Genomic DNA, 22801 nt, shown 5'->3' with positions numbered 1-22801 from the left:
CCGGGCCGGTGGAACGACCGGGGCGCACGGCGGGTGGACGGATCAGAGCCGGGAACCGACCAGGGTGACCAGGTCGGCGAGGCGGTTGGAGTAGCCCCACTCGTTGTCGTACCAGCCGACGACCTTCACCTGGTCGCCGATGACCTTGGTCAGCCCGGCGTCGAGGATGCAGGAGGCCGGGTCGGTGACGATGTCGGCCGACACGATCGGGTCCTCGGTGTAGCTGAGGATGCCGCGCAGCGGGCCCTCGGCGGCCTCCCGGAGCGCGCCGTTGACCTCCTCGACCGTGGTCTCGCGGCCGAGCGTGGCGGTCAGGTCGGTGGCCGAGCCGGTCGGCACCGGCACCCGGAGGGCGTAGCCGTCGAGCTTGCCCTTCAGCTCGGGCAGCACCAGGCCGATGGCCTTGGCGGCGCCGGTGGAGGTCGGCACGATGTTGAGCGCGGCGGCCCGGGAGCGGCGCAGGTCCTTGTGCGGCGCGTCCTGGAGGTTCTGGTCCTGGGTGTAGGCGTGGATGGTGGTCATCAGGCCCTTCTCGATGCCGAACGTGTCGTTCAGCACCTTGGCCATCGGCCCCAGGCAGTTGGTGGTGCAGGAGGCGTTGGAGATCACCGTGTGGTTCGCCGGGTCGTACTGGCCGTCGTTGACGCCCATCACGATGGTGACGTCCTCGTTCTTGGCCGGCGCCGAGATGATGACCTTCTTGGCGCCGTTGTCGGCGTGCACCTTGGCCTTGGTGGCGTCGGTGAAGAAGCCGGTGGACTCCACCACCACGTCGGCGCCGACGTCGCCCCACTTGAGGTTGGCCGGGTCGCGCTCCTCGAACGCCTTGATCGACTTGCCGCCGACCACGATCTCGTCCGCGGTGGCCTTCACCTCCTGGCCGAGCCGGCCCAGGATGCTGTCGTACTTCAGCAGGTGGGCGAGCGTGGCGTTGTCGGTCAGGTCGTTGACCGCCACGATCTCGATGTCGGCCCCGCTCGCCTGAACGGCGCGGTAGAAGTTGCGGCCGATCCGGCCGAACCCGTTGATGCCTACTCGGATGGTCACGGAACGGCTCTCCTCGTTACGTCGTCTCTGCGTCTCACCTGGGTCGGGAGGGCTTTAGCCCGCCGACTGCGGCCCCGCGTCCGACCCTATCTAATGCCCGGCCCTCACCCGGCCATAGGCGGAGGTGAATGCGAGGGCGGTTCCGGAATCATCCGCACGGGTGGTGATCAGCATGGACGGCCGACGCGCGATCTAGCCGGGTCGCGGGACGGTGATCTCCGGCAGCACCGGCTCGGGCTCCCGCCAGGCGCCCGACAGCAGCGTGGTCAGGGTCAGCAGGCTCCAGGTCTGATGGGGCCGGCTCGGCGGGACCTCGGCGAGCCGCTTCTTCAGCCTCTCCTCGTCCAGGAGGGCGAACAGGTCGGGCGGCGCCGCCATGATCCGGTCGCGCAGCAGGTCGGCGGTGGCCTCGTCGTAGGAGCGGCGCCAGTTGAAGGCGGGGGCGCGGTGCGCCTTGGGGGTGGCGCGGCGCATCCACCCCGGCCATTCGCGGACGCGCCCGGGCCGGCTCAGCTCGTACCGCCACCGGCCGCCCTGCAGCGGCACGTCGCGGAGCGCCGGGGCGAACATCCGGACCAGCATCGCCGCCGGCTCCTCGCTCATCCGCCACCGGGCGGGCAGCGCGAGGGCGGCGCGCACCACCCGGTTGTCGAGGAACGGGTGGTAGTACGCCCAGTTCATCAGGGCGGCGGTGTGCGGCCCGGCCAGCCAGCGGCCGGTCTTGTAGAACATGTGCAGCCGGTCGAGGATCTCGACGCCCTCCTCCTCGCCCGCGTCCTCGTACCGGGCGCACCAGTACTCGTACCGCTTGCGGGCGATGGCGTTGGCCTCCGGGCTGAGCAGGTCCTCCTGCGCCAGGAAGACCGTCTTGAGCCGGCGGCGGACGCCGTCCGGGCTCAGGTCCGCCTGGTTGGTGAGGAATCCGCCGCGCAGCCGCTCGCCGCCCGAGCCCGAGCTGCGCGGCTCGGGGTCGAAGGCTGCCCAGCGGTTGACGCCCTCGTAGGCGGAGTTCATCCCCTCGCACATGCGGACGATGCCGTGGGCGCGGCGCACCGGATGCCGCGTGATCACCGCGCCGTGCTCCTCCCGGTCCAGGGTGACCTCGCATTCCACGCCCAGCGCCGCGGCCACCCGCTGGGCGATCACCACGTCGGGGTCGCCGTCCAGGCCGTGGGTGGCGCCGAGGAACGGCACCCCGGCGGCATGGCAGGCGGCGGCGATCAGCCGGCTGTCGCGGCCGCCGGACAGCGCGAGCCGCACCGGCCGGTCATGCCGGGCGAACGGGCGCACCGCCGCCATCATCGCCTCCGCCAGCGGCGCGATCCGTTCGGCGGCCTCGCGGCGGCCGCGCGGGGCCGGGCCCGCCTCCGGCAGCCCGCGCTCGCGCACCATGGCCAGGCTGCCGATCCGGGCGGTCAGGGTGCCGGCGTTGGGCAGCGCCGAAACGCCTTCGAACGGTGTCTCGTCCGAGGCGAAGAAGCTGTGCCGGACCATCGCCTGCAACGCCATCACGTCGTAGGCGGGCTCGGGGTGCACCGACCCGGTCAGCGCGGCCCGTGCCGGAAGGTGCGCCAGCAGCGCCCGGGACGCGGCGAACCGCAGCCCGGCGGCCTCGGCGTGGTAGACCGGGCAGGTCCGGGTGATCGAGGTGACCGCGACGAAACCGCCGGGGTCGGCGCGGAAGGCGGAGAAGCACCCGCCGACGCCGTCGGCGCGTGCGCCCATGTCGGCGGCGGCCAGCAGCCGTGTGGCGTCGTCCGGGCCGCCCAGGTAGCCGCAGTGGCCGAGGACCCGGCCGTCCGAGGCCAGCAGCGGCTCGGGAAAAGGCTCCCCCTCCGGCTCGTTGGACCAGGCGAGCAGCGCGACGGCGGCGTCCGGCGTCCGCCACTCGGCGATCCGCCACCGCTCGCGCGGCACCGGCACCGCCACGGTGATCGCCGCACGCGCGGCGTCCAGCACGTGCGACGGGATCCGCTCGGTGCGATCGGTCACGGCGATGGCCAGGTAGGCGCGCATGACGCCGATGGAACCGGAATCGGGCGACGGGAGCGTGGCCTTCCGATGAAAGCACGACGGCCGTACGGTGCGTCATCGCAGGTCAGAGAGCTGGACATCGAGCAGGGCAGAACCGGGCGAACCCACTCGGAGTCCCCTGGGGAGCGGGGCCCGCGGACACGGCGCGCCATCCGGCGTTCAACCAACCTTCACCCGGTCGAAGGGTCCGGCCGGGCAACCTCCGCGCCGCCGTGCGGGTCTTCAGAGATGTGCACCCACGATCTTGGCGCGGGCCCGCCATGCCGTTGAGCGTGCTGCTCCTGGCCGCGGTCTGCCTCACCGCGTGCGCGATCCCCGGCCTCGGCCGGGCGCCCGCCGAACCCGTGGCCGCGCCGCGGGCCGCGGCGCCGTCTCCCGCCCGGTCCGCACCGGGCCCCTGCCTGGGCTACAACGGCCTGGACGGGCTCAATCCGGCGGCGCAGATCAAGGCCGGCCGGTTCCGCTCCCCCGGAACGCCGCCCGTCCGGGTCGCCACCGGGACCGACGTGGACTGGGGACTGGACCCCCACCGCGACCGGACCTGGCAGCTGTGGCTGCACTCGCTGGAATGGCTCGGCGGGCTGATCAAGGAGTACCGGCGCAGCCACGACCGCGCCGCGCTCGACCTCGCGGCCGGCATCGCCCGCGACTGGCTGGCCGACAACGCCCGGCCCGACCGCTTCGGCCCCGCCCGCCGCGAGGCGATCGAGGAGGGCGCCAAGTTCCGCCTCGCCACCCTGGCCTGCCTGCGCGCCCATCTCTCCGACGGCTGGCTGGACGAGGCCATCGTCCGGCACGCGCAGTGGCTCGCCGAGCCGCGCCACTGGTCGGGCCCCTGGAACCACGGCACGGACGAGTCGATGATCCTGCTGGCCGCCGCCTGCCGCATCGGGCGCGACGACCTCGCGCGCGTCGCCTACGGGCGCCTGGTGGACGCGGTGTTGCGCCCGCCCGGGGGCGCCCGTCCCGCCATCGACGCCCAGGGCGCCAACAACGAGCAGTCGACGCAGTACTCGGTCTACAACCGCGGGCGGTGGCGGCGGGCCATCGAGGTCATGCGCGCCTGCCGGCGTCCCGTCCCTCCCGATCTGGCCCGCAGGCACTCCCTCATGGACGAGTTCATCGCCTTCCAGGCCACCCCGGCCGGGGACCTGCTCCAGATCGGCGAGTCGTACGCGTCCACGGTCTCGCGCGTCTCCCAGCCGGGGCAGGGGGCGATCCGGTACGCGCTCTCCCAGGGCCGGGCCGGGGCCAAGCCCAGTGCGCGGGCACGCGTGTACGAGGCCGGATACGTCATGGGCCGCTCGGGCTGGGGCGACGGCGACCGGCCCTACAGGGAGGAGATGGCCTACACCGCGCGGTTCGGGCCCGGACGTTACGCCCACGGCCAGGACGACCACATGGCGCTCACCTTCTACGCCCAGGGACGCGACGTGCTCGTGCCGAGCGGCCACACGGGCTACAGCGATCCGCGGTGGCGCGACTGGCTGCATTCGCCCGACGCGCAGAACACCGTGGTCGTCAGGGGCGTCCCGTTCCGTTCCGACGCCGCCACCGCCCTGACCGGTCACCGGTTCGCCGAGGGCGGCGACTTCTTCCGCTTCTCCGACACCGCGTTCGCCGGTGCCACCCGGACGCGCTCGGTACTTGCCGCCTCGGACCCGGACGCGCTCGTGGTGCTCGACCAGGTGCGTTCGGCCGTCCCGCTCACGGTCGAGCAGCTCTGGCATCTGCCGGCCGACTTCGAGGCCCGCCCGCGCGGCGGGGACGCGGTGGCGACGGCGGGCGGCGTGCGCATCCACTTCCTGCGCGTCCCCGTCCCCGTGCCCGGCGGCACCGCTCAGAACGCCGCGGCGCCCGGCGTCCCGCCGGCCGTGACGCTCAAGGGCGACACGCCGCAGGGACGCGGCTGGATCATGCCGAAGGCCCGCACCAGGCTGCCCGCGCCGGTGGTCAAGATGCCCGCCCGCGGCGCCGACGTGCGCATCCTCACCGTGATCGCGCCCGTCCGGGACGGCGCGCGGCCGTCGGTCCGGACCTTCCCGCCCGGCCCGGACGGCACGTACCGGATCGAGGCCGTGGTCACCGGACGGCGGCTGGCCGTCACGGCGGCACCGGACGGCACCCTCACCCGCACCGGCTGACCCCCCCGGTGGGTCAGGGTGCGAGCATTTCCGCGGTCAGGTTGGCGTCCGTACCCGGAATGCCCAGGTCCTGGGCGCGCTTGTCGGCCATCGCCAGCAGCCGCCGGATCCGTCCCGCGATCGCGTCCTTGGTCAGCGGCGGGTCGGCCAGCTGGCCCAGCTCCTCCAGCGACGCCTGCTTGTGCTCCAGCCGCAGCCGGCCCGCGCTCACCAGATGCTCGGGCGCCTCCTCGCCGAGGATCTCCAGCGCGCGCGCCACCCGGGAGCCCGCCGCGACCGCGGCACGGGCCGAACGGCGCAGGTTCGCGTCGTCGAAGTTGGCCAGCCGGTTGGCGGTCGCCCGGACCTCCCGGCGCATCCGGCGCTCCTCCCAGGCCAGCACGCTGTCGTGCGCGCCCAGCCGGGTCAGCAGCGCGCTGATCGCGTCGCCGTCGCGGACCACCACCCGGTCGACCCCGCGCACCTCCCGCGCCTTGGCGTGGATCTTCAGCCGGCGGGCGGCGCCGACCAGCGCCAGCGCGGCCTCCGGCCCCGGGCAGGTCACCTCCAGCGACATCGACCGGCCCGGCTCGGTCAGCGACCCGTGCGCCAGGAACGCCCCCCGCCAGGCCGACTCCGCGTCGCACGCCGCCCCCGCGACCACGTGCCGCGGCAGCCCCCGCACCGGACGGCCGTTGTTGTCGATGAGACCGGTCTGCCGGGCCAGCGACTCGCCCTCCCGGAACACCCGGACCACGTAGCGGTTGCCCTTGCGCAGCCCGCTCGGGGCCAGCACCACCACGTCGGAGGTGTGGCCGAAGACCTCGGCGATGTCCTTGCGCAGCCGCCGCGCGGCCGAACCGGTGTCGATCTCGGCCTCGATCACGATCCGCCCGCTGACCAGGTGCAGGCCGCCGGCGAAGCGCAGCAGCGTCGACACCTCCGCCTTGCGGCAGCACGGCTTCATCACCGACAGCCTGCTCAGCTCGTCCTTGACCACGCCGGTCATCGCCATAGATGAACCCTCCCCCTAGGAACTCCCCAGCAGTGTGGCCGATGACGGCCCTGCCGGGAGTCAGTCACGGAAAATCTTCACGAAGGCTTGGGCAAGCCGGGCGGGATCATGACGTGGCGAGCCGTCGTCGGCGGCGACGTCCGCCAGCACCAGCCGCCCGCCCAGGTCACCGACGGCCTTCTCCAGCGCGACCGGGTCGTCGACCACCCCGCGGTCGGCCAGGACCACGTCGACGCGCAGGTCCGGCGCGTGCGCCTGGAGCACCTCCAGATGGGTCTGCGGGGAGAAGTCGTCGGTCTCACCCGGCTGCGGCGCCAGGTTGAGCGCGACGATCCGGCGGGCCCGGGTGGCCACCAGCGCGCGGGCCAGCTCGGGCACCTGCAGGTGCGGCAGCACGCTGGTGAACCACGAGCCGGGGCCGAACACCACCCAGTCGGCGTCCTCGACCGCGGCCAGCGCCTCCGGGCAGGCCGGCGGATCGCCGGGGACCAGCGACACGCTCAGCACGGTGCCCGGCGTCTTCGCGCAGGCCACCTGCCCCTTCACCCGGGTCACCTCGTGGGGCCGGGACGGGTCGGCGCCGCGCACCTCCGCGACGATGTCCAGCGGCACCGAGGCCATCGGCAGCACCCGGCCCTGCGCCCCCAGCAGCCGGCCCACCCAGTCGAGCCCGGCCACCGTGGCGCCCGGCGCCGGGCCGGAACCGCCGGAATCCCCGCCCAGCAGCTCCCACAGCGCCACGATCAGCAGGTTCCCGACCGCGTGGTCGTGCAGCTCCCCCTGGCTGCGGAACCGGTGCTGGACGACATCGCGCCAGGTCTGGCCCCACTCGTCGTCGCCGCACAGCGCCGCCAGCGCCATCCGCAGGTCGCCCGGCGGCAGCACGCCCAGCTCGCGGCGCAGCCGCCCGCTGGAACCGCCGTCGTCGGCGACGGTCACGACCGCGGCGAGCCGGTCGGTGACGCCGCGCAGCGCCGACAGTGAGGCGTACAGGCCGTGGCCACCGCCCAAGGCGACCACCGCGGGGCCGCCGGAGGCGCTCACCACGGCGCCCCCGCCGCCGCCCCCGCCGTCCCGGTCACCGCACCCGTCGTCGCCTCAGGGTCCACCGTGCCGCTCTCTCGCTCGTCCGGGCGCCGCCCCGGCGCCTCACTCACGGCCGAGATCACGGTGCGAGGCCTGCACCTCGATGCCCTCGTCCCTCAGCCGGGCGGCGATCTGCTCCGCCATGGCCACACTACGGTGTTTGCCGCCGGTGCACCCGACGGCCAAGGTCACGTAGTGCTTGCCCTCGCGCTCGTAGCCGTCAGCGAGCAGCCGCAACACCTCGGTGTAGGCGTCGAGGAACTCCTTGGCGCCGCGCTGGCCCAGCACGTAGTCGCGGACGGCCGCGTCGCGGCCCGTCTTGGGGCGCAGCTCGGGCACCCAGTGCGGGTTGGGCAGGAACCGGCAGTCGACGACGAGATCGGCGTCGACCGGGAGCCCGTACTTGTACCCGAAGGACACCACGGTCGCGCGCAGGCTGGACTCGCCGGTGTCGTTGCCGAAGAAGCCGACGATCTTGGCGCGCAGCTCGTGCACGTTCAGCCCGCTGGTGTCGATCACCAGGTCGGCCTCGGCGCGCACCTCGCGGACCAGCTCGCGCTCGCGGGCGATGCCGTCGACCAGCCGGCCGTCGCCCTGCAGCGGGTGCGGGCGGCGCACGCTCTCGAACCGCCGTACCAGATCGGCGTCGCCGGCCTCCAGGAACACCACCCGCGGGTGGACGCCGCGCGCCTCCAGCTCGGCGATCGAGGAGTGCAGGTCCGCGGTGAACGCGCGGCTGCGCACGTCGACCACGACGGCGATGCGGGGCACCGCGTCCTTCACCCGGCCGCCCAGGTCGGCCATCGTGGCCAGCAGTCCCGGCGGCAGGTTGTCGACCACGAACCAGTCGAGGTCCTCCAGCGACTTGGCGGCCGTGCTGCGCCCCGCCCCGGACATGCCCGTCACGATGACGATGTCCGGAATCTGCGTGTCGGTGGTCAACTCGGCTCCCCCCTGTGATCTCCGGCCCGCTGGTCCGCGGCGCCCTGGTCCGCGGCGTCCTGGTCCGCGGCGCCGTCGTCGCGCGCTGCCGCCGGGGCCTCCCCGTGCAGCGCCGCGGCGATCCGCTCCGCACCGCGCAGGCCGATGCCCGGGACCTCGGCGATCTGCTCGGGCGTCGCCTCCTTCAACCGCTTCAGCGATCCGAAATGTTTCAGCAGGGCCGACCGGCGTGCCGGTCCCAGCCCCGGAACGTTATCGAGTTCGCTCACCGTCATGGCCTTGGAGCGCCGCTGCCGGTGGAAATTGATGGCGAACCGGTGAGCCTCGTCGCGTACCCGCTGCACCAGGAACATGCCCTCGCTGTTGCGCGGCAGGATCACCGGGTCGGGGTCGCCGGGCAGCCAGATCTCCTCCAGCCGCTTGGCGATGCCGCAGACCGCGATGTCGTCGACGCCCAGCTCGTCCAGCGCCCGCCGCGCCGCCGCCGCCTGCGGCGGGCCGCCGTCGACCAGCACCAGGTTGGGCGGGTAGGCGAACTTGCGGGGACGGCCGGTCTCCGGGTCGATCGGCTGGTGGGCGGCGTCGTCGGGGTCGCCGCCCAGCGCGTCCAGCTCGCCGTACTTCTCGCTCTCGGCCAGGTAGCGGCGGAACCGGCGGGTGATCACCTCGTGGATGGAGCGGACGTCGTCCTGGCCCTCCACCGCCTTGATCGTGAACCGGCGGTACTCGCTCTTGCGGGCCAGGCCGTCCTCGAACACCACCATCGAGGCGACCACGTTGGAGCCCTGCAGGTTGGACACGTCGTAGCACTCGATCCGCAGCGGCGCCTCGGACAGCTCCAGGGCGTCCTGGATCTCCCGCAGCGCCCGGCTCCGGGTGGTCAGGTCGCTGGCCCGGCGGGTCTTATGCTGCTTGAGCGCCTCCATCGCGTTGCGGGCCACCGTGTCGAGCAGCGTCTTCTTGTCGCCGCGCTGGGGCACCCGCAGCCGCACCGGCCCGCCGCGCTGCTCCGACAGCAGCTCGGTCATCGCGGCCTCTTCGGGGGGCGGCGCCGGGACCAGGACCTCGCGCGGCACCGAGTCGCTCTCGCTGTAGATCTGGATGAGGAAGTGCTCCACCAGATCGGAGGTGGTGACCGCCTCCACCTTGTCGACGACCCAGCCGCGCTGGCCGCGGATCCGGCCGCCGCGCACGTAGAAGACCTGGACGGCCGCCTCCAGCTCGTCCTCGGCGAAGGCGATCATGTCGCAGTCGGTGCTGTCGGCCAGCACCACCGTCTGCTTCTCCAGCGCACGCTCCAGCGCGCGGATGTCGTCGCGCAGCCGGGCGGCGCGCTCGTACTCCATCGCGGCGGCCGCCTCGCGCATGGCGCGCTCGAGCCGCTTGGTGAAGCGGCCGGTGTCGCCGGCCATGAAGTCGCAGAAGTCCTCGGCGAGCAGCCGGTGCTCCTCGGGCGTGACCCGTCCCACGCACGGCGCCGAGCACTTGTCGATGTAGCCGAGCAGGCAGGGCCGGTCAAGCTGCCGCTGCCGCTTGAACACCCCGGGCCGGCAGGTGCGCACCGGGAAGACGCGCAGCAGCTGGTCCACCGTCTCGCGGATCGCCCAGGCGTGCGAGTACGGCCCGAAGTAGCGGACCCCCTTGCGTTTGGCGCCGCGCATCACCATCACCCTCGGATACTCCTCATCGAGGGTGACCGCGAGATAGGGATAGGACTTGTCGTCGCGGTAACGGACGTTGAACCGCGGATCGAACTCCTTGATCCAGGAGTACTCCAGCTGGAGGGCCTCGACCTCGGTGCCGACCACCGTCCAGTCGACCCGGGCCGCGGTCTGCAGCATCGTCTGGGTGCGCGGGTGCAGCCCGGCGAAGTCGGCGAAGTAGGAGTTGAGCCGGGAGCGCAGGTTCTTGGCCTTGCCCACGTAGACGACTCGCCCGTGCTCGTCACGGAAGCGGTAAACGCCCGGCGAGTCCGGAATGGACCCCGGGGCGGGTCGGTAGGTCGCCGGGTCTGCCACATCCGAAAGCCTAGTGGGCCCTGCCGACAACCGGCGCGGGCCGCGGTGATCGCGCGGAGTGATCTTGTGCGGGGAGGGCGCGAGGGGGAGGGGACGCGCGCCGGGCCCCGGGCCCAGACGGCCCCGGCACGTGTCCCGCTCACCCCCTCGGCCGATGCCGGCGGCCGCTCAGGCGAGCATGATCTTGTCGCCCTGGACGGTGATCTGCTTCTCCTCCAGCGGCTTGTCCGCCGGCGGGTTGGCCACCGAACCGTCGGCGATCTTGAACTTGCTGCCGTGGCACGGGCAGTTGATCGTGCCGCCGGCGACCGCGTCGACCGGGCACCGCCGGTGCGGGCAGATCGTGCTGTAGGCCTTGAACTGGCCCTGGGCCGGCTGCACGACGACGATCTTCTCCGCCTCGAAGATCTTGCCGCCGCCGACCGGGATCTCGCTGGTCGATCCGAGCGCCTTGCCGCCGCCGCCGGCGTTCCCGGCATTGCCGGAGGGGCTCGCTTCGCCCCCGGCGGCGCCCTCGTCGTCCCCGCCGCCGCAGGCGGCCGCGAACCCCGCGACGCCGGCGAGGCCGGCCCCGATCAGGAGCCCTCGGCGGGACTTCCCCTCCGGCGTGCCGGCCGCCGCGGCCTCCTCGGGAGCCGGCGGTGCGCCGCTCTCCGGTTCCGAGCCGTCCGTCCGCGCTGCGGGCGCCTGTGCCATGGGTCTCCTCCGTGTGTCGCGCTCGACTGCGTGCTGCGCGTGCCTCCGTTGTCACCATGGAGCACGTACCGCAGCGTTTGAAGGTTCAATCCGCAGCCTCCGAACTCCGAACCGACCCGAGGGCATGCCGTCTGACCTGGTGTATCACGACGACGCAGGGCAGGAGCGGCTACCGACTCCACACCAGCGCCGCGGCCACGGTCGGGTGGCCGCCCCGCGTGCCCGCCCTCCCCGCCCGGCGAGTGCGCACCCGGCCGGGGCGGGATCAGCCGAGGATCTTGGCGAGGAACTGGCCGGTGTGGCTGGCCTCGACCTTGGCGACGTCCTCGGGCGTGCCGCCGGCCACCACCGTGCCGCCGCGCGAACCGCCCTCGGGGCCCATGTCGATGATCCAGTCGGCGGTCTTGACGACGTCCAGGTTGTGCTCGATCACGATCACCGTGTTGCCCTTGTCGACCAGGCCGTTCAGCACCCCGAGCAGCTTGCGGATGTCCTCGAAGTGCAGGCCGGTGGTGGGCTCGTCCAGCACGTAGATCGTGCGGCCGGTGGAGCGGCGCTGCAGCTCGGAGGCGAGCTTGACGCGCTGCGCCTCGCCGCCCGACAGGGTGGGGGCGGGCTGGCCCAGCCGGACGTAGCCCAGGCCGACCTCGTTGAGGGTGTGCAGATGCCGGTGGATCGCCTTGATCGGCTCGAAGAAGACCGTGGCCTCCTCGATCGGCATGTCCAGCACCTCGGAGATCGTCTTGCCCTTGTAGTGGACCTCCAGGGTCTCCCGGTTGTACCGGGCGCCGTGGCAGACCTCGCAGGGCACGTAGACGTCCGGCAGGAAGTTCATCTCGATCTTGATGGTGCCGTCGCCGGAGCAGTTCTCGCAGCGCCCGCCCTTGACGTTGAAGGAGAACCGGCCCGGCTGGTAGCCGCGGACCTTGGCCTCGGTCGTCTGCGCGAACAGCTTGCGGATGTGGTCGAACACGCCCGTGTAGGTGGCCGGGTTGGAGCGGGGCGTCCGGCCGATCGGCGACTGGTCGACGTGCACCACCTTGTCGAGCTTGTCGACGCCGTTGACCCGGCGGTGCTTGCCCGGCACCGTGCGGGCGCCGTGCAGCTGCTTGGCCAGGGAGTTGTAGAGGATGTCGTTGACCAGGGTGGACTTGCCCGAGCCGGACACCCCGGTGACCGCGGTGAACACCCCCAGCGGGAACGCCACGTCGACGCCCTGCAGGTTGTTCTGCCGGGCGCCCTTGACGGTGACCTCGTGGCCCCGCTGCCGCGGCCGGCGGATCTCCGGCACCGCGATCTCCCGGCGGCCCGACAGGTAGGCCCCGGTCAGCGACTTCTCCGAGGTCATCAGGTCGTCGACCGTCCCCGACACCACGATCTGCCCGCCGTGCTCGCCGGCCCGCGGCCCGATGTCGACCACCCAGTCGGCCGCGTGGATGGTGTCCTCGTCGTGCTCGACGACGATCAGCGTGTTGCCCATGTCGCGCAGCCGCAGCAGGGTGTCGAGCAGCCGGTGGTTGTCGCGCTGGTGCAGGCCGATGGACGGCTCGTCCAGCACGTACAGGACGCCGACCAGCCCGGAGCCGATCTGTGTGGCCAGCCGGATCCGCTGCGCCTCGCCGCCGGCCAGGGTGGCCGAGGCGCGGTCGAGGCTGAGGTAGTCGAGGCCGACGTCCAGCAGGAAGCCGAGCCGGGCGTTGATCTCTTTCAGCACCCGCTCGGCGATGTGCCGCTCGCGCTCGCTCAGCTCCATGGCCAGCAGGAACTTGGCGCACTCGCCGATCGGCAGCGCCGCCACCTCGGCGATCGACCTGCCGCCCATGGTGACCGCCAGCACCACCGGCTTGAGCCGCGCGCCGTCGCAGGACGGGCACGGGATCTCCCGCATGTAGCCCTCGAACTTCTCCCGGGTGGAGTCGCTCTCGGACTCGGCGTGCCGCCGCTGGATGTAGGGGATCACGCCCTCGTAGGCGGTGTAGTAGGAGCGGGTGCGGCCGTAGCGGTTCTTGTAGCGGACGTGGACCTGGGTCTCGTGCCCGTTGAGGATCGCCTTGCGCGCCTTGGCCGGCAGCTTCTCCCACGGCGTGTTGAGGTCGAAGCCCATGGCGTCGCCGAGCGCCGACAGCAGCCGCAGGAAGTAGTCGCTCACGTGCCCGTTGGACCACGGCTGGATCGCGCCCTCGCCCAGCGTCATCGTCGGGTCGGGCACCACCAGCTCGGGGTCGACCTCCATGCGGGTGCCCAGGCCGGTGCAGTCGGGGCACGCGCCGTACGGGGAGTTGAACGAGAACGAGCGCGGCTCCAGCTCCTCGAACGACAGGTCGTCGTAGGGGCAGTAGAGGTGCTCGGAGTACATCCGGGTGCGGTTCTCGTCGTCTTCGGGCAGGTCGACGAAGTCGAGCACGATCGTGCCGCCGGCCAGGCCGAGCGCGGTCTCCACCGAGTCGGCCAGCCGCTGCCGGGCCGAGTCCTTCACGGCGAGCCGGTCGACGACCACGGAGATGTCGTGCTTCTCCTGCTTCTTGAGCTTGGGCGGGTCGTCCAGGCGGATCATCCGGCCGTCGACCAGCGCCCGGGAGTAGCCCTTGGACTGCAGCTCGCGGAACAGCTCCAGGTACTCGCCCTTGCGGCCGCGGATCACCGGCGCCAGCACCTGGAAGCGGGAGCCCTGCTCCAGCTCCAGCACCCGGTCGACGATCTGCTGCGGCGCCTGCCGGCTGATCGGGCGGCCGCACTCGGGGCAGTGCGGGTGGCCGATCCGGGCGTACAGCAGCCGCAGGTAGTCGTAGACCTCGGTGATCGTGCCGACCGTGGAGCGCGGGTTCTTGCTGGTCGACTTCTGGTCGATGGACACCGCCGGGGACAGGCCCTCGATGAAGTCGACGTCGGGCTTGTCCATCTGGCCCAGGAACTGCCGGGCGTAGGCCGACAGCGACTCGACGTACCGGCGCTGCCCCTCGGCGAAGATCGTGTCGAACGCGAGACTCGACTTGCCGGAGCCGGACAGCCCGGTGAACACGATCATGGCGTCTCGGGGCAGGTCGAGCGAGACGTCCTTCAGGTTGTGCTCGCGCGCTCCACGCACGATGAGTCGGTCATGCACGGCGTTGCTCGGTTCCTCTTCTGGGCTCGATGCCCTCCGGGCGCGGCGACGGGTCTCAGACGACGGGTCTGGCGCGGTGACAGGCTTACGAGGGGGTCCGACGGTTATGGGGGTCGATGCTCTTCCCCGTGTCCATAACAGCGGCGACGGCCGCCGCATTTCGCTCCCGAACCGTACACGTGTTCGAAGATCTGCCGCCACCGGAACGCGCCGGGCCGCCTCGTTCGCCTGTCACTGCGCCGGGCTCTCAGGGTACGTCTCGGCACGTCGTGCCTTGGCCCCCGCACAACCCGGGTCCGCGGCGTCAGCCGGACGGGTCGTCGTCGAGGGCGAAGTCCAGGTAGCGGGCCGCGGAGCGGCGCACGGCCTCCTTGCCGTCCGCGTGCACGATCCGCTTCCACCACGCCCCGTACACCCGGGTGAACGGGTACGGCTCCAGCAGCCGCAGGGCGCGGCGCACGGTGCGGGGCCGTTCGGGAATGTAATTGGGGTAGGAGTACATGAAACTCACCCAGTCCCGGTCGCTCACCACCTGGAGGATGTCGCCCGAAAGCAGGGCACCGCGGCCGCCCTCGCCGTCCCGCCAGTGCAGGACCTGGCCGCCGGCGAAGTGCACGCCGGCGTTGATCAGCGTCAGCCCGTCGGCGATCTCCCGCGTGTCGCCGCTCCAGAAGACCACCGCGTCGTCGGGACGGGCCACCCATGCCCGGTCGGCCTCGTGGATCAGCACCGGGGCGTCGAAGGCGCGGGCCCACTCGATCATGGTGCCGTAGTAGTGCGGGTGGCTGATCGCGATGGCCGCGATCCCGCCCAGCGCGCGCACCTCCCGGACGAGGTCGTCGTCCAGGTAGGTGATCATGTCCCAGAGCACGTTGCCGCCCGGCGCGCGGACCAGCAGGGCGCGCTGCCCGATGGCCGTCGCGGGCTCGGCGCCGATGCCCACGATGCCGGGCCCCTCCGGCGCGATCCGCCCCCGGTGGCCGGCGGCGCGCAGTTCGGCGAGGGTCGTCCAGCGCTGGCCGTCCCAGCCGACGTACTGCCGCTCGTCCGCGCAGATCGGGCAGTCCGGACGGGGTTCGGCGTACTGGACGCCGCAGGTCACGCAGATGGGACGGGTCGTGGGTCGGTTCATGGAGATCATTGTCACTCGGCGCCGCGGGCCGGCGCCGGGCAGGATGGCCCGATGAGGCGCGGGGCCGGGACGGGCCCGCGGGAGGAGGAAACGGGATGAGCGATCGGCGGCGGGTCCTCGCGGAGGTCGAGGCGGGCACCGGACGGGTCGTGGCGACGGTCGAGGGCCTGGACGAGGAGGCCGTGCGGGCCCCCTCGGCGCTTCCGGGCTGGACGCGCGGCCATGTGGCCACCCACATCGCCCGCAACGCGGACTCGCTGTGGAACCTGCTCGAATGGGCGCGGACGGGTGTGGAGATCCCGCAGTACCCGAGCGTCGAGGCCCGCAACGCCGCTCTGGAGGCGGGCGCGGGACGCTCCCCGGCGGAACTGGCGCAGGACGTGCGCGCGGCCGGGGAGCGGTTGTCCGAGCAGGCCGCGCGGCTGCCGGAGGCGGCGTGGGAGGCGACCGTCCGGGCGATGGCGGGCTTTCCGCATCCGGCCTGGTTCGTCCTCTACCGGCGCTGGCAGGAGGTCGAGACCCATCACGTCGACCTCGCCGCGGGTTACGGGCCCTCCGACTGGCCCGACTCGTACGTGCACTGGGCGCTGACCGGGACGCTCGCCGACCTGGAGGCCCTCTCCCCCGGCCTGCGCGCCGGCCTGGACGGGCACCGGCTGGTCGCCACCGACACGGCGGACGCCGCGGACCTCGGCGGCGCCGGGCCGGAGATCTCCGGGTCGGCGCGGGCGCTGCTGGGCTGGCTGACCGGCCGGTCGTCGGGCGAGGGCCTGGCGGCCCGGCCGGAGGGCCCGCTGCCGGTCCCGCCGCCCTGGCCGCTCGAGCCCGGTGCCTTCTGAGCTTCCCGCTCTGAGCTTCCCGCTGACTATCGGGTCTCGCCCGGCTCCTCCCCGTCCGGGCCGTCGGACGCCAGCCAGTTGTCGATGGCGCGGATCCGGCGGGCGCAGTCGGCGGCCCCCGCGTCGTCGCCCAGGGCCAGATAGGACCCGCGCAGCCCTTCCAGCGCGGCCCGCTGCCCGCGGTGGTCGGCCGTGTCGCGGCGGATGGCGATCTCGGCCAGGAAGTGCTCGACGGCGCGGGAGTCCCGGCCCAGCTTGCGGCAGGCGCCGCCCATGGTGTGCAGGGCGATCGCCTGCTCGCGGGTGTCGCCGAGTTCGGTGGCCAGGTCCAGGGCGCGCCGCCCGGTCTCCAGCGCCTCGCCGGCCCGGTCCAGCTCCAGGTAGATCTCGCCGAGGTGGACCAGCGCGGTGCCCTCGCTGTGCCGGTCGCCGACCTCGCCCAGCACGCGCAGCGCCTCCAGTTCGATCTTCAGCGCCTCCTCGGGGCGGCCGCCGCGGCGCAGCACCGCGGCGAAGGTGTCCATCCCGACGCCCATGCCGTACCAGTCGCCGTTCTCGCGCCGGATCGTCAGGGCCAGCCTGGCGGCCCGCTCGGCCTCCTCGTAGAGGTCGAGCCGCAGGTAGGTGCGCGCGAGGCTGCCGAGGGTGCCGGCCAGGCCGCCCTTGGCGCCGAGCCGCTGCCACAGGTCCAGCGCCTCCAGGCCGAGGACGAACGCCTCCTGGTCGCGTTCGAGCCGCCGCATGACCATCGACAGGTGCTCCAGGTCGTGCGCCTCGCCGTGCTGGTCGCCGATCTCGCGGCGGATCTCCAGGGCGCGGGCCAGGTGCTCGCGGGCCTCGCGGTAGCGGCCCAGCCGCCAGTGCGCGATGCCGGTCTGGGCCAGGGTCTCCGCCTCGCCGGAGCGGTCGCCGATCTCGCGGTGCAGGCGCAGGGCCTGGCCGCAGTAGGTGAACGCCTCCGCGAACCGGGCGGCGTCGCTCATCAGCATCGCGAGCGTGGTCAGTGCCTGGGCCTCGCCATGGCGGGCGCCCAGGGCCTGGTAGGTGCGCAGGGCCTGCTCTGCGTCACGCAACGCCAGATCGCGCAGGCCCAGTGACGCGTTCATGCGGGCCAGTTCGTTGAGCGCCTGGGCCGCGCCGTGCCGGTCGGCCGAGTCCTGCCTGATGTAGAGGGCCTCCAGGGCGTGCGAAACGGCTTCATGTACGGCTCCGCGCCTGCGGTGAACCCGCGCCAAGGTGAGCAGGGTCTCGGCCACGCCGGTCGTGTCCCCGATCTCGCGCCGGATGTCGAGGGCCTCGCCGGCATGGTTCAGGGCGGTGTCATAGTCCGCGAGACCGATATGCGCGGTCGCGAGGGTCTGGTGTCCCTTGGCGACGCCGCCGCCGTCCCCCAGGGACTCATGAATGGCCAGGGAGCGCCGTGCGTGCTCGATCGCGGTCAGGTAGCGCCCCAGGGAGGCGTGCACGTCCGCCAGGGTCGCCTGGGCGACGGCCTCGCCGAAGCGGTCTGGCGGGTCGACGGAACGGAAACCCCGCCGGGCGTCTTCGCCGTAGCCGATGGCTTGGACCGGCCCGCCCAACTCGAAATGGGCCACCGCCAGGTTGTGCAGCATGACGGCGGCAGCGAGCCAGTCCTCCTCGGTACGGGCGGCCCTGAGGCCGGCCTGGTGCACGTCGATGTTGTCCTGGCTGTAGCGACGAAACCCTTGGAAGTCGAACAGGGCGTCCGCCAACTCCCAGCACGTACGGTGCAGGCCCAACCGCGCGGCCTGGTGCACCGCCGCGACCAGGTTGCGCCGTTCCGTCTCGAACCAGGAGAGGGCGAGCGTCCTGGCCGCGGCCGCGGGCTGCTCCCCGCTTGGGCCGGGGCTGCTCTCCCTGTCAAGCGCGCGGCGCCGCCTTCGGCTCAGCTGCCGGCCCGTATGGCGCGCTTCGGCCAGGTACCCGGCGAGCAGACGGCGTTGGGCGGCAAGACGCTCGCTGTCGGTGTCCTCGCTCAGACCGCGTTCGCGAGCGAACTCGCGGAGCAAGTCGTGCATGCGGTACCGGCCAGGTGCGACGTCTTGGACGAGATGAGCCTGCCGCAGTCCCTCCAAGTACTCCCGCGCCTCGTCTACGGGACCGTCGAGCAGGGCGGCGAGCGCTTTGGGCGTGAAGTCCGGGCCCGCGATGAGCCCGAGCAGCCGGAACGCGCCACGCTGCTCGCGCCGCAGCCCCCGGTAGGCGATGTCGAAGGTGGGGCTGATCATGGGGGCGTCCCGGTCGGCGAGCTCGCGCACCGTGTCGGCGATCGAGCGGCCGGGGTTGTCGGCCAGCCGCGCGCCCATGATCGCCAGGGCCAGCGGCAGGAAGCCGCACTCGCGGGCCAGCCTGGCCAGCGCCCGGTCCTCCTCCCGGATCCGCTCGTCGTCGCGGCCCAGCACCGCCGCGATCAGGTCGACCGCCTCCTGGGCGGCCATCTCGCGCAGTTCGAGGGTCCGCACGTCGGCTCCGGGCAGCAGCACCGGCAGCCGCCACCGCGTGGTCGCCACGACCAGCCCCGCGTTCGCCGCCGCGACCAGCGGGCGGATCTGCGCGGTGTCGGCCGCGTCGTCGAGGATCAGCAGCGTCCGCCGCCCGGCCAGCAGCGCGCGGCACTGCGCCTCCAGCTCGTCCTCGGTGCGGGGCAGCTGGTCGCCCGGCACCCCGGCGCCGCGCAGCGCCTGGCCCATCGCCTCGGCCGGGGTGGCGGGGGCGGCCGCCGTCCCGCGCAGGTCGATGAAGATCACGCCGTCCGGGAAGCGGCCCGCGACCCGGTGCGCCCAGTGCACGGCGAGGGTGGTCTTCCCGACGCCCGCCATGCCCTGGACGAGCACGGCGCGCGGCATCGGCGACTGCGAGACCAGCAGGTCGAGCTTGCCGAGGCTGACCGTCCGGCCGGTGAAGGACGGCTTGGGCGCGGGGAGCCGCAGCGCCGCGGGCGCCCCGGCCGGGGGCTCCAGCCGCACCGGTGCGCGGGCCGCGATCGCCCCCCCGGCCGGCGCGGCCGCCGGCCCGCCGGACTCCAGTTCGGCCGGGCCCGCGCCCGGCGGCGGCTCCATCGTCGGATGGCCTGGCCAGTCGTCCCACCACGGGCCGGCGGCGCGGCGCAGCCCGTCGGGATCGAGGATGGTCAGCGGGCGCGCCCGGCGGGCCAGGATCCCGCGCGAGCGCCACAGCCGGAACCAGCGCACCAGCGTCTCCCGCGAGATGCCCGACCAGTTGGCCAGTTCCGCCTGGCTCATCCGCAGCGGGACCTCCACCCCGCGGGCGGTCCGCCGCCCGAAGCGGTACGCCAGCTCCAGCAGGTGGTAGGCCAGGCGCTGCTGGTGCTCGGCGAGGCGCACCGCGTGCCGCCGCCCGACGAACGCCGAGCCCCGCGCCAGTGCGTGCATCATCGCCTCGGCCACCTGGGGGTTGGCGGCCAGCAGGCTGCCGAACTTCTGCCGGTCCAGCCGCAGCGCCGTCAGGTGGTCGAAGGCGGCCACGTTGGCGCGCTGCGGATGCCCCCACGGCGCCATCGCCCCGACCAGGTCGCCCGGCCCGACCAGATCGACGATCGCCTCGTCGCCCTCGCTGGAGTCGACGAACTCCTTGGCGACCACGTCGGTCGCCCCGCCCGCCCGCGCCTTGAACACCACGTACACGCCGGGCGCGGGCACGCCCTGGTGGCACAGCAGGCCGCCGGGCGGGACGTCGGTGCGCCGTCCCATCGCGCGCAGCGCCTGCCGATCGGTGGCGCCGAGCCGCTCCCAGAAGCTGCCCGGCCGCACATCGTTGTCGATCACGGGTCACCCGCCCGCGCCGGCCGCGGCCGCCACCGCCGTCCACAGGACGAACAGCACGCCGGTCAGCACTCCCCACACCACCGCCCGCCAGGCCAGGTCGCAGCAGCGGTGCGCGGCGCCCAGCAGCAGGCGCAGCTCGCCGTCGCGCACCCGCGGGTCGAGCGCGGTGGCCAGGCCCGCCGGGGTCCAGGGCACGCCCGGCTCGAGCGGCGCCCCCGTGGCCGCCCGCACCGACCCCAGCGCCGTGACCAGCGTGCGCCGCGACCGGACGGCCAGGCCCGCCGAGGTGGCGAACGAGGCCGCCAAGGCCGGCAGCGGCAGCAGCGCGACCGGCTCCGGCCGGCCCCCGTACGCCAGCCGGGTGACGACTCCGGCCGCGACCAGGACGAGCAGCACCGCGGCGATGGCGGCGTCCTGCCCGCAGAGCCGCAGCAGTGTGCACGCCCGCCCGAGCAGTTCCTCGGACGTCTCGGGGGGCGGCTGGTCGGGCCGGTCGTGACGCGGCACACCGGAACGGAAAACCGTGGCCAATACGCCCTCCTGGGTCGAGTCCTGATCATCCAAGTCGATAGTGGGACAGGGCGCCAGTGGGTTCCGTCGGGAACGGCACTCTTGCGCTGGGTCATGTGACTCATTCCAGGCCATGGCCGCTTTCCCGGGGCCTCGATGATCAGAGGGCGGCCGAGGGGGGACAATGGTCCAGCGAAGGATCACTGGCGGAGCCCGAGCGGGAGGCGCATATGAGCTACACGGGGAACGTCGAGGTCGGGGGCGGGCCCGACGTCCGCGAGCTGCCCGGCCTGACGGTCACCAAGGTGGCGGTGGGCCCGTACGACAACAACGCCTACCTGCTGCGCTGCACCGCCACCGGCGAGCGGCTGCTGGTCGACGCGGCCAACGAGGCGCCCCGGCTGCTGGAGCTGGTCGGCGACGGCCCATTGGCCCGGATCGTCACCACGCACCGGCACCAGGACCACTGGATGGCGCTGAGCGAGGTGGTGCAGGCCACCGGCGCGCCGGTGGTGGCGCACCCGTTCGACGTGGAGGCGCTGCCGGAGCCGGTCGCCGAGCCGGTCGAGCACGGTGACACGGTGCGGGTCGGCGAGGCGTCCCTGGAGGTGATCCACCTGCGCGGGCACACGCCCGGCTCGATCGCGCTGCTGTACGACGCGGGCGGCGAGCTGGCCGACCGTCCCCACCTGTTCACCGGCGACAGCCTCTTCCCCGGCGGGGTCGGCAACACCTGGGGCGACGCGGCCCGGTTCAAGCAGCTGCTGTCGGACGTCGAGGAGCGGGTCTTCGACCGGCTGCCGGACGCCACCTGGTTCTACCCGGGCCACGGCAAGGACTCCACGCTCGGGCGGGAGCGCCCCAGCCTGCCCGAGTGGCGCTCGCGCGGCTGGTGACACGGCGCCTCCCGCACGGCCCCCTCGCGCTGTCGCCGCTCCGTTCTTGAGTGCCACGCGAGCCTCCTGAAAGCGCTACCGGAACCACTGGTCACAGGTGTTCGTTCTTCCGACCAGCAGTGATTTCGGGCTCTAGACCAGGAGAGGCATAATCCGCGAACTCAAGAAGGCGGCATCCGGGACGGGCGCCGAGCTGCGCTACCCCGCCGGTTCGCTCGTGCTGGTGGCGGGGTTGCCCGGCGCCGGCAAGAGCACGCTGCTGGAACGGGTGTACCGGCTGCGGGGCGACGAGACCGGCCCGGTCCCGATCGACGGCGGCTGGGTGATCGACTCGCGGCAGGCCCGAAACCGCTGGGCGCTGCGGCTGGGCCCGCTGCCCGTCCGCGCCTGGGTCCCGCTGGTGAACGCCACCCACGTGTGGTGGATCGCCCGGGCGGTGCTGCGCGGCGAGGGCGTGGTCGCGCACACGCGCGGCACCTGGCCGCACATCCTGCACCTGTTCTCATGGCTGGCGGGGCGGCACGGCGCCCGGGTGCACCTGGTGCTGATCGACGTCGACCCGGGCACCGCGCTGGCGGGGCAGGTCGCCCGCGGCCGGGTGGTGACCGCGGTGACCTTCGCCCGGCACTGCCGCCGCTGGCGGCCACTGGTGCGGCGGGCCCGGGACGGCGCCGTCCCGCCGGCCGCGACGGTCTCCCTGCTGAACCGGGCCGAGGCGGACGGCCTGCGCGCCATCAAGCTCGGCTGAGTCCGGCGAACCAGCGGGCCGCCGCCGCGGTCCCGGCCAGGTTCGCGCCGAGGTGCCGGGAACCCTCGCGGGGCCCTCCGGCCCGGAACGCGTCCCGTCAGGCGGGGCGCGGGGAGAAGGCGCGCAGGAAGGTGTCGATGCCCGCCTCGATCACCCCGGCCAGGACATCGTCGCCGATGGGACGTTCGCCCAGCTGCGACAGCCCCGGCAGCTCGTGGGTGAGGAGGGCGAGGAACTGCCCGGCCGCGCGGACCGGGTCGGCGATCTCCAGATGGCCGGCGTTGGCCAGCCGCGCCAGCCGTCCGGCCAGGACCTCCAGCCCCTGCCCGGTGCCCGCCGCCAGGACGGCCGGGAAGAGGTCGGGGAACCGTCCCGACTCGGCGTAAAGCAGCCGCTGCCGCGCCCAGGACTCGGGCTCGTGGTAGCAGTCGACCAGCCGGGGCGCGACGGCCAGCAGCTGCTCGCGCAGCTCGGCGGGCCCGGACGGGTCGCTGGGGAAGGACTCCAGCGCGGCCAGGAACTTGGCGTTGGCGGCGCGGGCCAGACCCAGCATGACCTCCCGGAACAGGTTCTCCTTGCCGCCCAGGTGGTTGTAGATCGTGGGCTTGGCCACCCCCGCCTCGGCCGCGATCGCGTCCACGCTCGCCCGCTCGTAGCCCTCGCGGGCGAAGACCCGCAGCCCGGCGTCCATGATCGCCTGCCGCTTGTCCAGCCGGCCCCGGGGCCGGCGCTCCTCCCGCGTCGCCGCGATGTCGCCTGCGCTCATGCGGTCATGCTACCGTGCCGTTCCAAAACTTGAACTGATT

Annotated in this window: 16 protein-coding genes; 4 read left to right on the top strand and 12 right to left on the bottom strand. The window is 73.4% G+C overall.

Translation table 11 applies throughout. The features are described from left to right. Positions 1 to 42: 42 nt before the first annotated feature. Positions 43 to 1047, bottom strand: a complete 1005-nt coding sequence (gene gap, locus ABD340_RS41505) for a type I glyceraldehyde-3-phosphate dehydrogenase (protein ID WP_344596880.1) — start codon at positions 1045 to 1047, stop codon at positions 43 to 45. A gap of 192 nt (positions 1048 to 1239) precedes the next feature. Then, positions 1240 to 3063, bottom strand: a complete 1824-nt coding sequence (locus ABD340_RS41500; protein WP_344596879.1) for an asparagine synthase-related protein — start codon at positions 3061 to 3063, stop codon at positions 1240 to 1242. Positions 3064 to 3353: 290 nt separating this feature from the next. Here ABD340_RS41500 and ABD340_RS41495 point away from each other — a divergent pair, with 290 nt between their 5' ends. Beyond that, entirely contained in the window at positions 3354 to 5225 is a 1872-nt protein-coding gene (locus ABD340_RS41495) for a heparinase II/III domain-containing protein (protein ID WP_344597527.1), read from the top strand. Positions 5226 to 5238: 13 nt separating this feature from the next. Here ABD340_RS41495 and whiA read toward each other — a convergent pair whose 3' ends face one another. From whiA to ABD340_RS41460, 7 genes are all read right to left on the bottom strand, one after another. Further along, the gene (gene whiA, locus ABD340_RS41490) at positions 5239 to 6219 is read right to left on the bottom strand and encodes a DNA-binding protein WhiA (protein ID WP_344596877.1); all 981 of its coding nucleotides are present in this window, start codon (positions 6217 to 6219) and stop codon (positions 5239 to 5241) included. A 60-nt stretch (positions 6220 to 6279) separates the two neighbouring features. Beyond that, positions 6280 to 7263, bottom strand: a complete 984-nt coding sequence (locus ABD340_RS41485; protein ID WP_425547519.1) for a gluconeogenesis factor YvcK family protein — start codon at positions 7261 to 7263, stop codon at positions 6280 to 6282. 105 nt (positions 7264 to 7368) lie between these two features. After that, on the bottom strand, positions 7369 to 8247 hold the full coding sequence (rapZ, locus tag ABD340_RS41480) for an RNase adapter RapZ (RefSeq protein WP_344596876.1): 879 nt from the start codon (positions 8245 to 8247) through the stop codon (positions 7369 to 7371). Then, positions 8244 to 10265: an excinuclease ABC subunit UvrC gene (uvrC, locus tag ABD340_RS41475; protein WP_344596874.1), complete on the bottom strand. Its 2022-nt coding sequence runs from the start codon at positions 10263 to 10265 to the stop codon at positions 8244 to 8246. Before uvrC ends, rapZ begins: the two co-directional genes overlap by 4 nt. A 168-nt stretch (positions 10266 to 10433) precedes the next feature. Beyond that, positions 10434 to 10961 (bottom strand): Rieske (2Fe-2S) protein, encoded by a 528-nt coding sequence (locus ABD340_RS41470; protein WP_344596873.1) that lies wholly within the window; start codon positions 10959 to 10961, stop codon positions 10434 to 10436. A 265-nt stretch (positions 10962 to 11226) separates the two neighbouring features. Then, positions 11227 to 14064: an excinuclease ABC subunit UvrA gene (gene uvrA / locus ABD340_RS41465; RefSeq protein WP_344596872.1), complete on the bottom strand. Its 2838-nt coding sequence runs from the start codon at positions 14062 to 14064 to the stop codon at positions 11227 to 11229. Positions 14065 to 14368: 304 nt separating this feature from the next. Beyond that, positions 14369 to 15196 (bottom strand): MBL fold metallo-hydrolase, encoded by an 828-nt coding sequence (locus ABD340_RS41460; RefSeq protein ID WP_344596871.1) that lies wholly within the window; start codon positions 15194 to 15196, stop codon positions 14369 to 14371. Positions 15197 to 15291: 95 nt separating this feature from the next. Between ABD340_RS41460 and ABD340_RS41455 the strand changes: the two genes are divergently transcribed. After that, positions 15292 to 16035: a maleylpyruvate isomerase family mycothiol-dependent enzyme gene (locus tag ABD340_RS41455; RefSeq protein WP_344596869.1), complete on the top strand. Its 744-nt coding sequence runs from the start codon at positions 15292 to 15294 to the stop codon at positions 16033 to 16035. 26 nt (positions 16036 to 16061) lie between these two features. Here ABD340_RS41455 and ABD340_RS41450 read toward each other — a convergent pair whose 3' ends face one another. Next, positions 16062 to 19841 (bottom strand): tetratricopeptide repeat protein, encoded by a 3780-nt coding sequence (locus tag ABD340_RS41450; protein ID WP_344596867.1) that lies wholly within the window; start codon positions 19839 to 19841, stop codon positions 16062 to 16064. A gap of 3 nt (positions 19842 to 19844) precedes the next feature. After that, entirely contained in the window at positions 19845 to 20372 is a 528-nt protein-coding gene (locus tag ABD340_RS41445; RefSeq protein WP_344596866.1) for a hypothetical protein, read from the bottom strand. A gap of 209 nt (positions 20373 to 20581) precedes the next feature. On the opposite strand from ABD340_RS41445, the gene ABD340_RS41440 reads away from it, so the two are divergent. Together ABD340_RS41440 and ABD340_RS41435 are read left to right on the top strand one after the other, a co-directional pair. Beyond that, positions 20582 to 21247, top strand: a complete 666-nt coding sequence (locus ABD340_RS41440; protein ID WP_344596865.1) for an MBL fold metallo-hydrolase — start codon at positions 20582 to 20584, stop codon at positions 21245 to 21247. A 223-nt stretch (positions 21248 to 21470) separates the two neighbouring features. Further along, a complete protein-coding gene (locus ABD340_RS41435) occupies positions 21471 to 21995 on the top strand; it encodes an ATP-binding protein (protein ID WP_344596863.1) in 525 nt (174 codons plus the stop codon). A 97-nt stretch (positions 21996 to 22092) separates the two neighbouring features. On the opposite strand, the gene ABD340_RS41430 is transcribed toward ABD340_RS41435, so the two are convergent. Continuing rightward, positions 22093 to 22761: a TetR/AcrR family transcriptional regulator gene (locus ABD340_RS41430; protein ID WP_344596861.1), complete on the bottom strand. Its 669-nt coding sequence runs from the start codon at positions 22759 to 22761 to the stop codon at positions 22093 to 22095. Between the last annotated feature and the right edge of the window lie 40 nt (positions 22762 to 22801).

It is taken from the genome of Actinomadura vinacea (assembly GCF_039532545.1).
GTDB classification, from domain to species: Bacteria; Actinomycetota; Actinomycetes; order Streptosporangiales; family Streptosporangiaceae; genus Spirillospora; species Spirillospora vinacea.
Note: the sequence above shows the minus strand (reverse complement) of the source record. Positions and strands in the feature narration are given on the sequence as shown.

Excerpts from the sequence above, each read along its gene's own strand:
- ABD340_RS41440 (WP_344596865.1), top strand. The coding sequence starts at position 20,582 with ATGAGCTACACGGGGAACGTCGAGGTCGGGGGCGGGCCCGACGTCCGC.
- whiA (WP_344596877.1), bottom strand. The coding sequence starts at position 6,219 with ATGGCGATGACCGGCGTGGTCAAGGACGAGCTGAGCAGGCTGTCGGTG.
- ABD340_RS41470 (WP_344596873.1), bottom strand. The coding sequence starts at position 10,961 with ATGGCACAGGCGCCCGCAGCGCGGACGGACGGCTCGGAACCGGAGAGC.
- ABD340_RS41455 (WP_344596869.1), top strand. The coding sequence starts at position 15,292 with ATGAGCGATCGGCGGCGGGTCCTCGCGGAGGTCGAGGCGGGCACCGGA.
- ABD340_RS41460 (WP_344596871.1), bottom strand. The coding sequence starts at position 15,196 with ATGAACCGACCCACGACCCGTCCCATCTGCGTGACCTGCGGCGTCCAG.
- ABD340_RS41430 (WP_344596861.1), bottom strand. The coding sequence starts at position 22,761 with ATGAGCGCAGGCGACATCGCGGCGACGCGGGAGGAGCGCCGGCCCCGG.
- ABD340_RS41500 (WP_344596879.1), bottom strand. The coding sequence starts at position 3,063 with ATGCGCGCCTACCTGGCCATCGCCGTGACCGATCGCACCGAGCGGATC.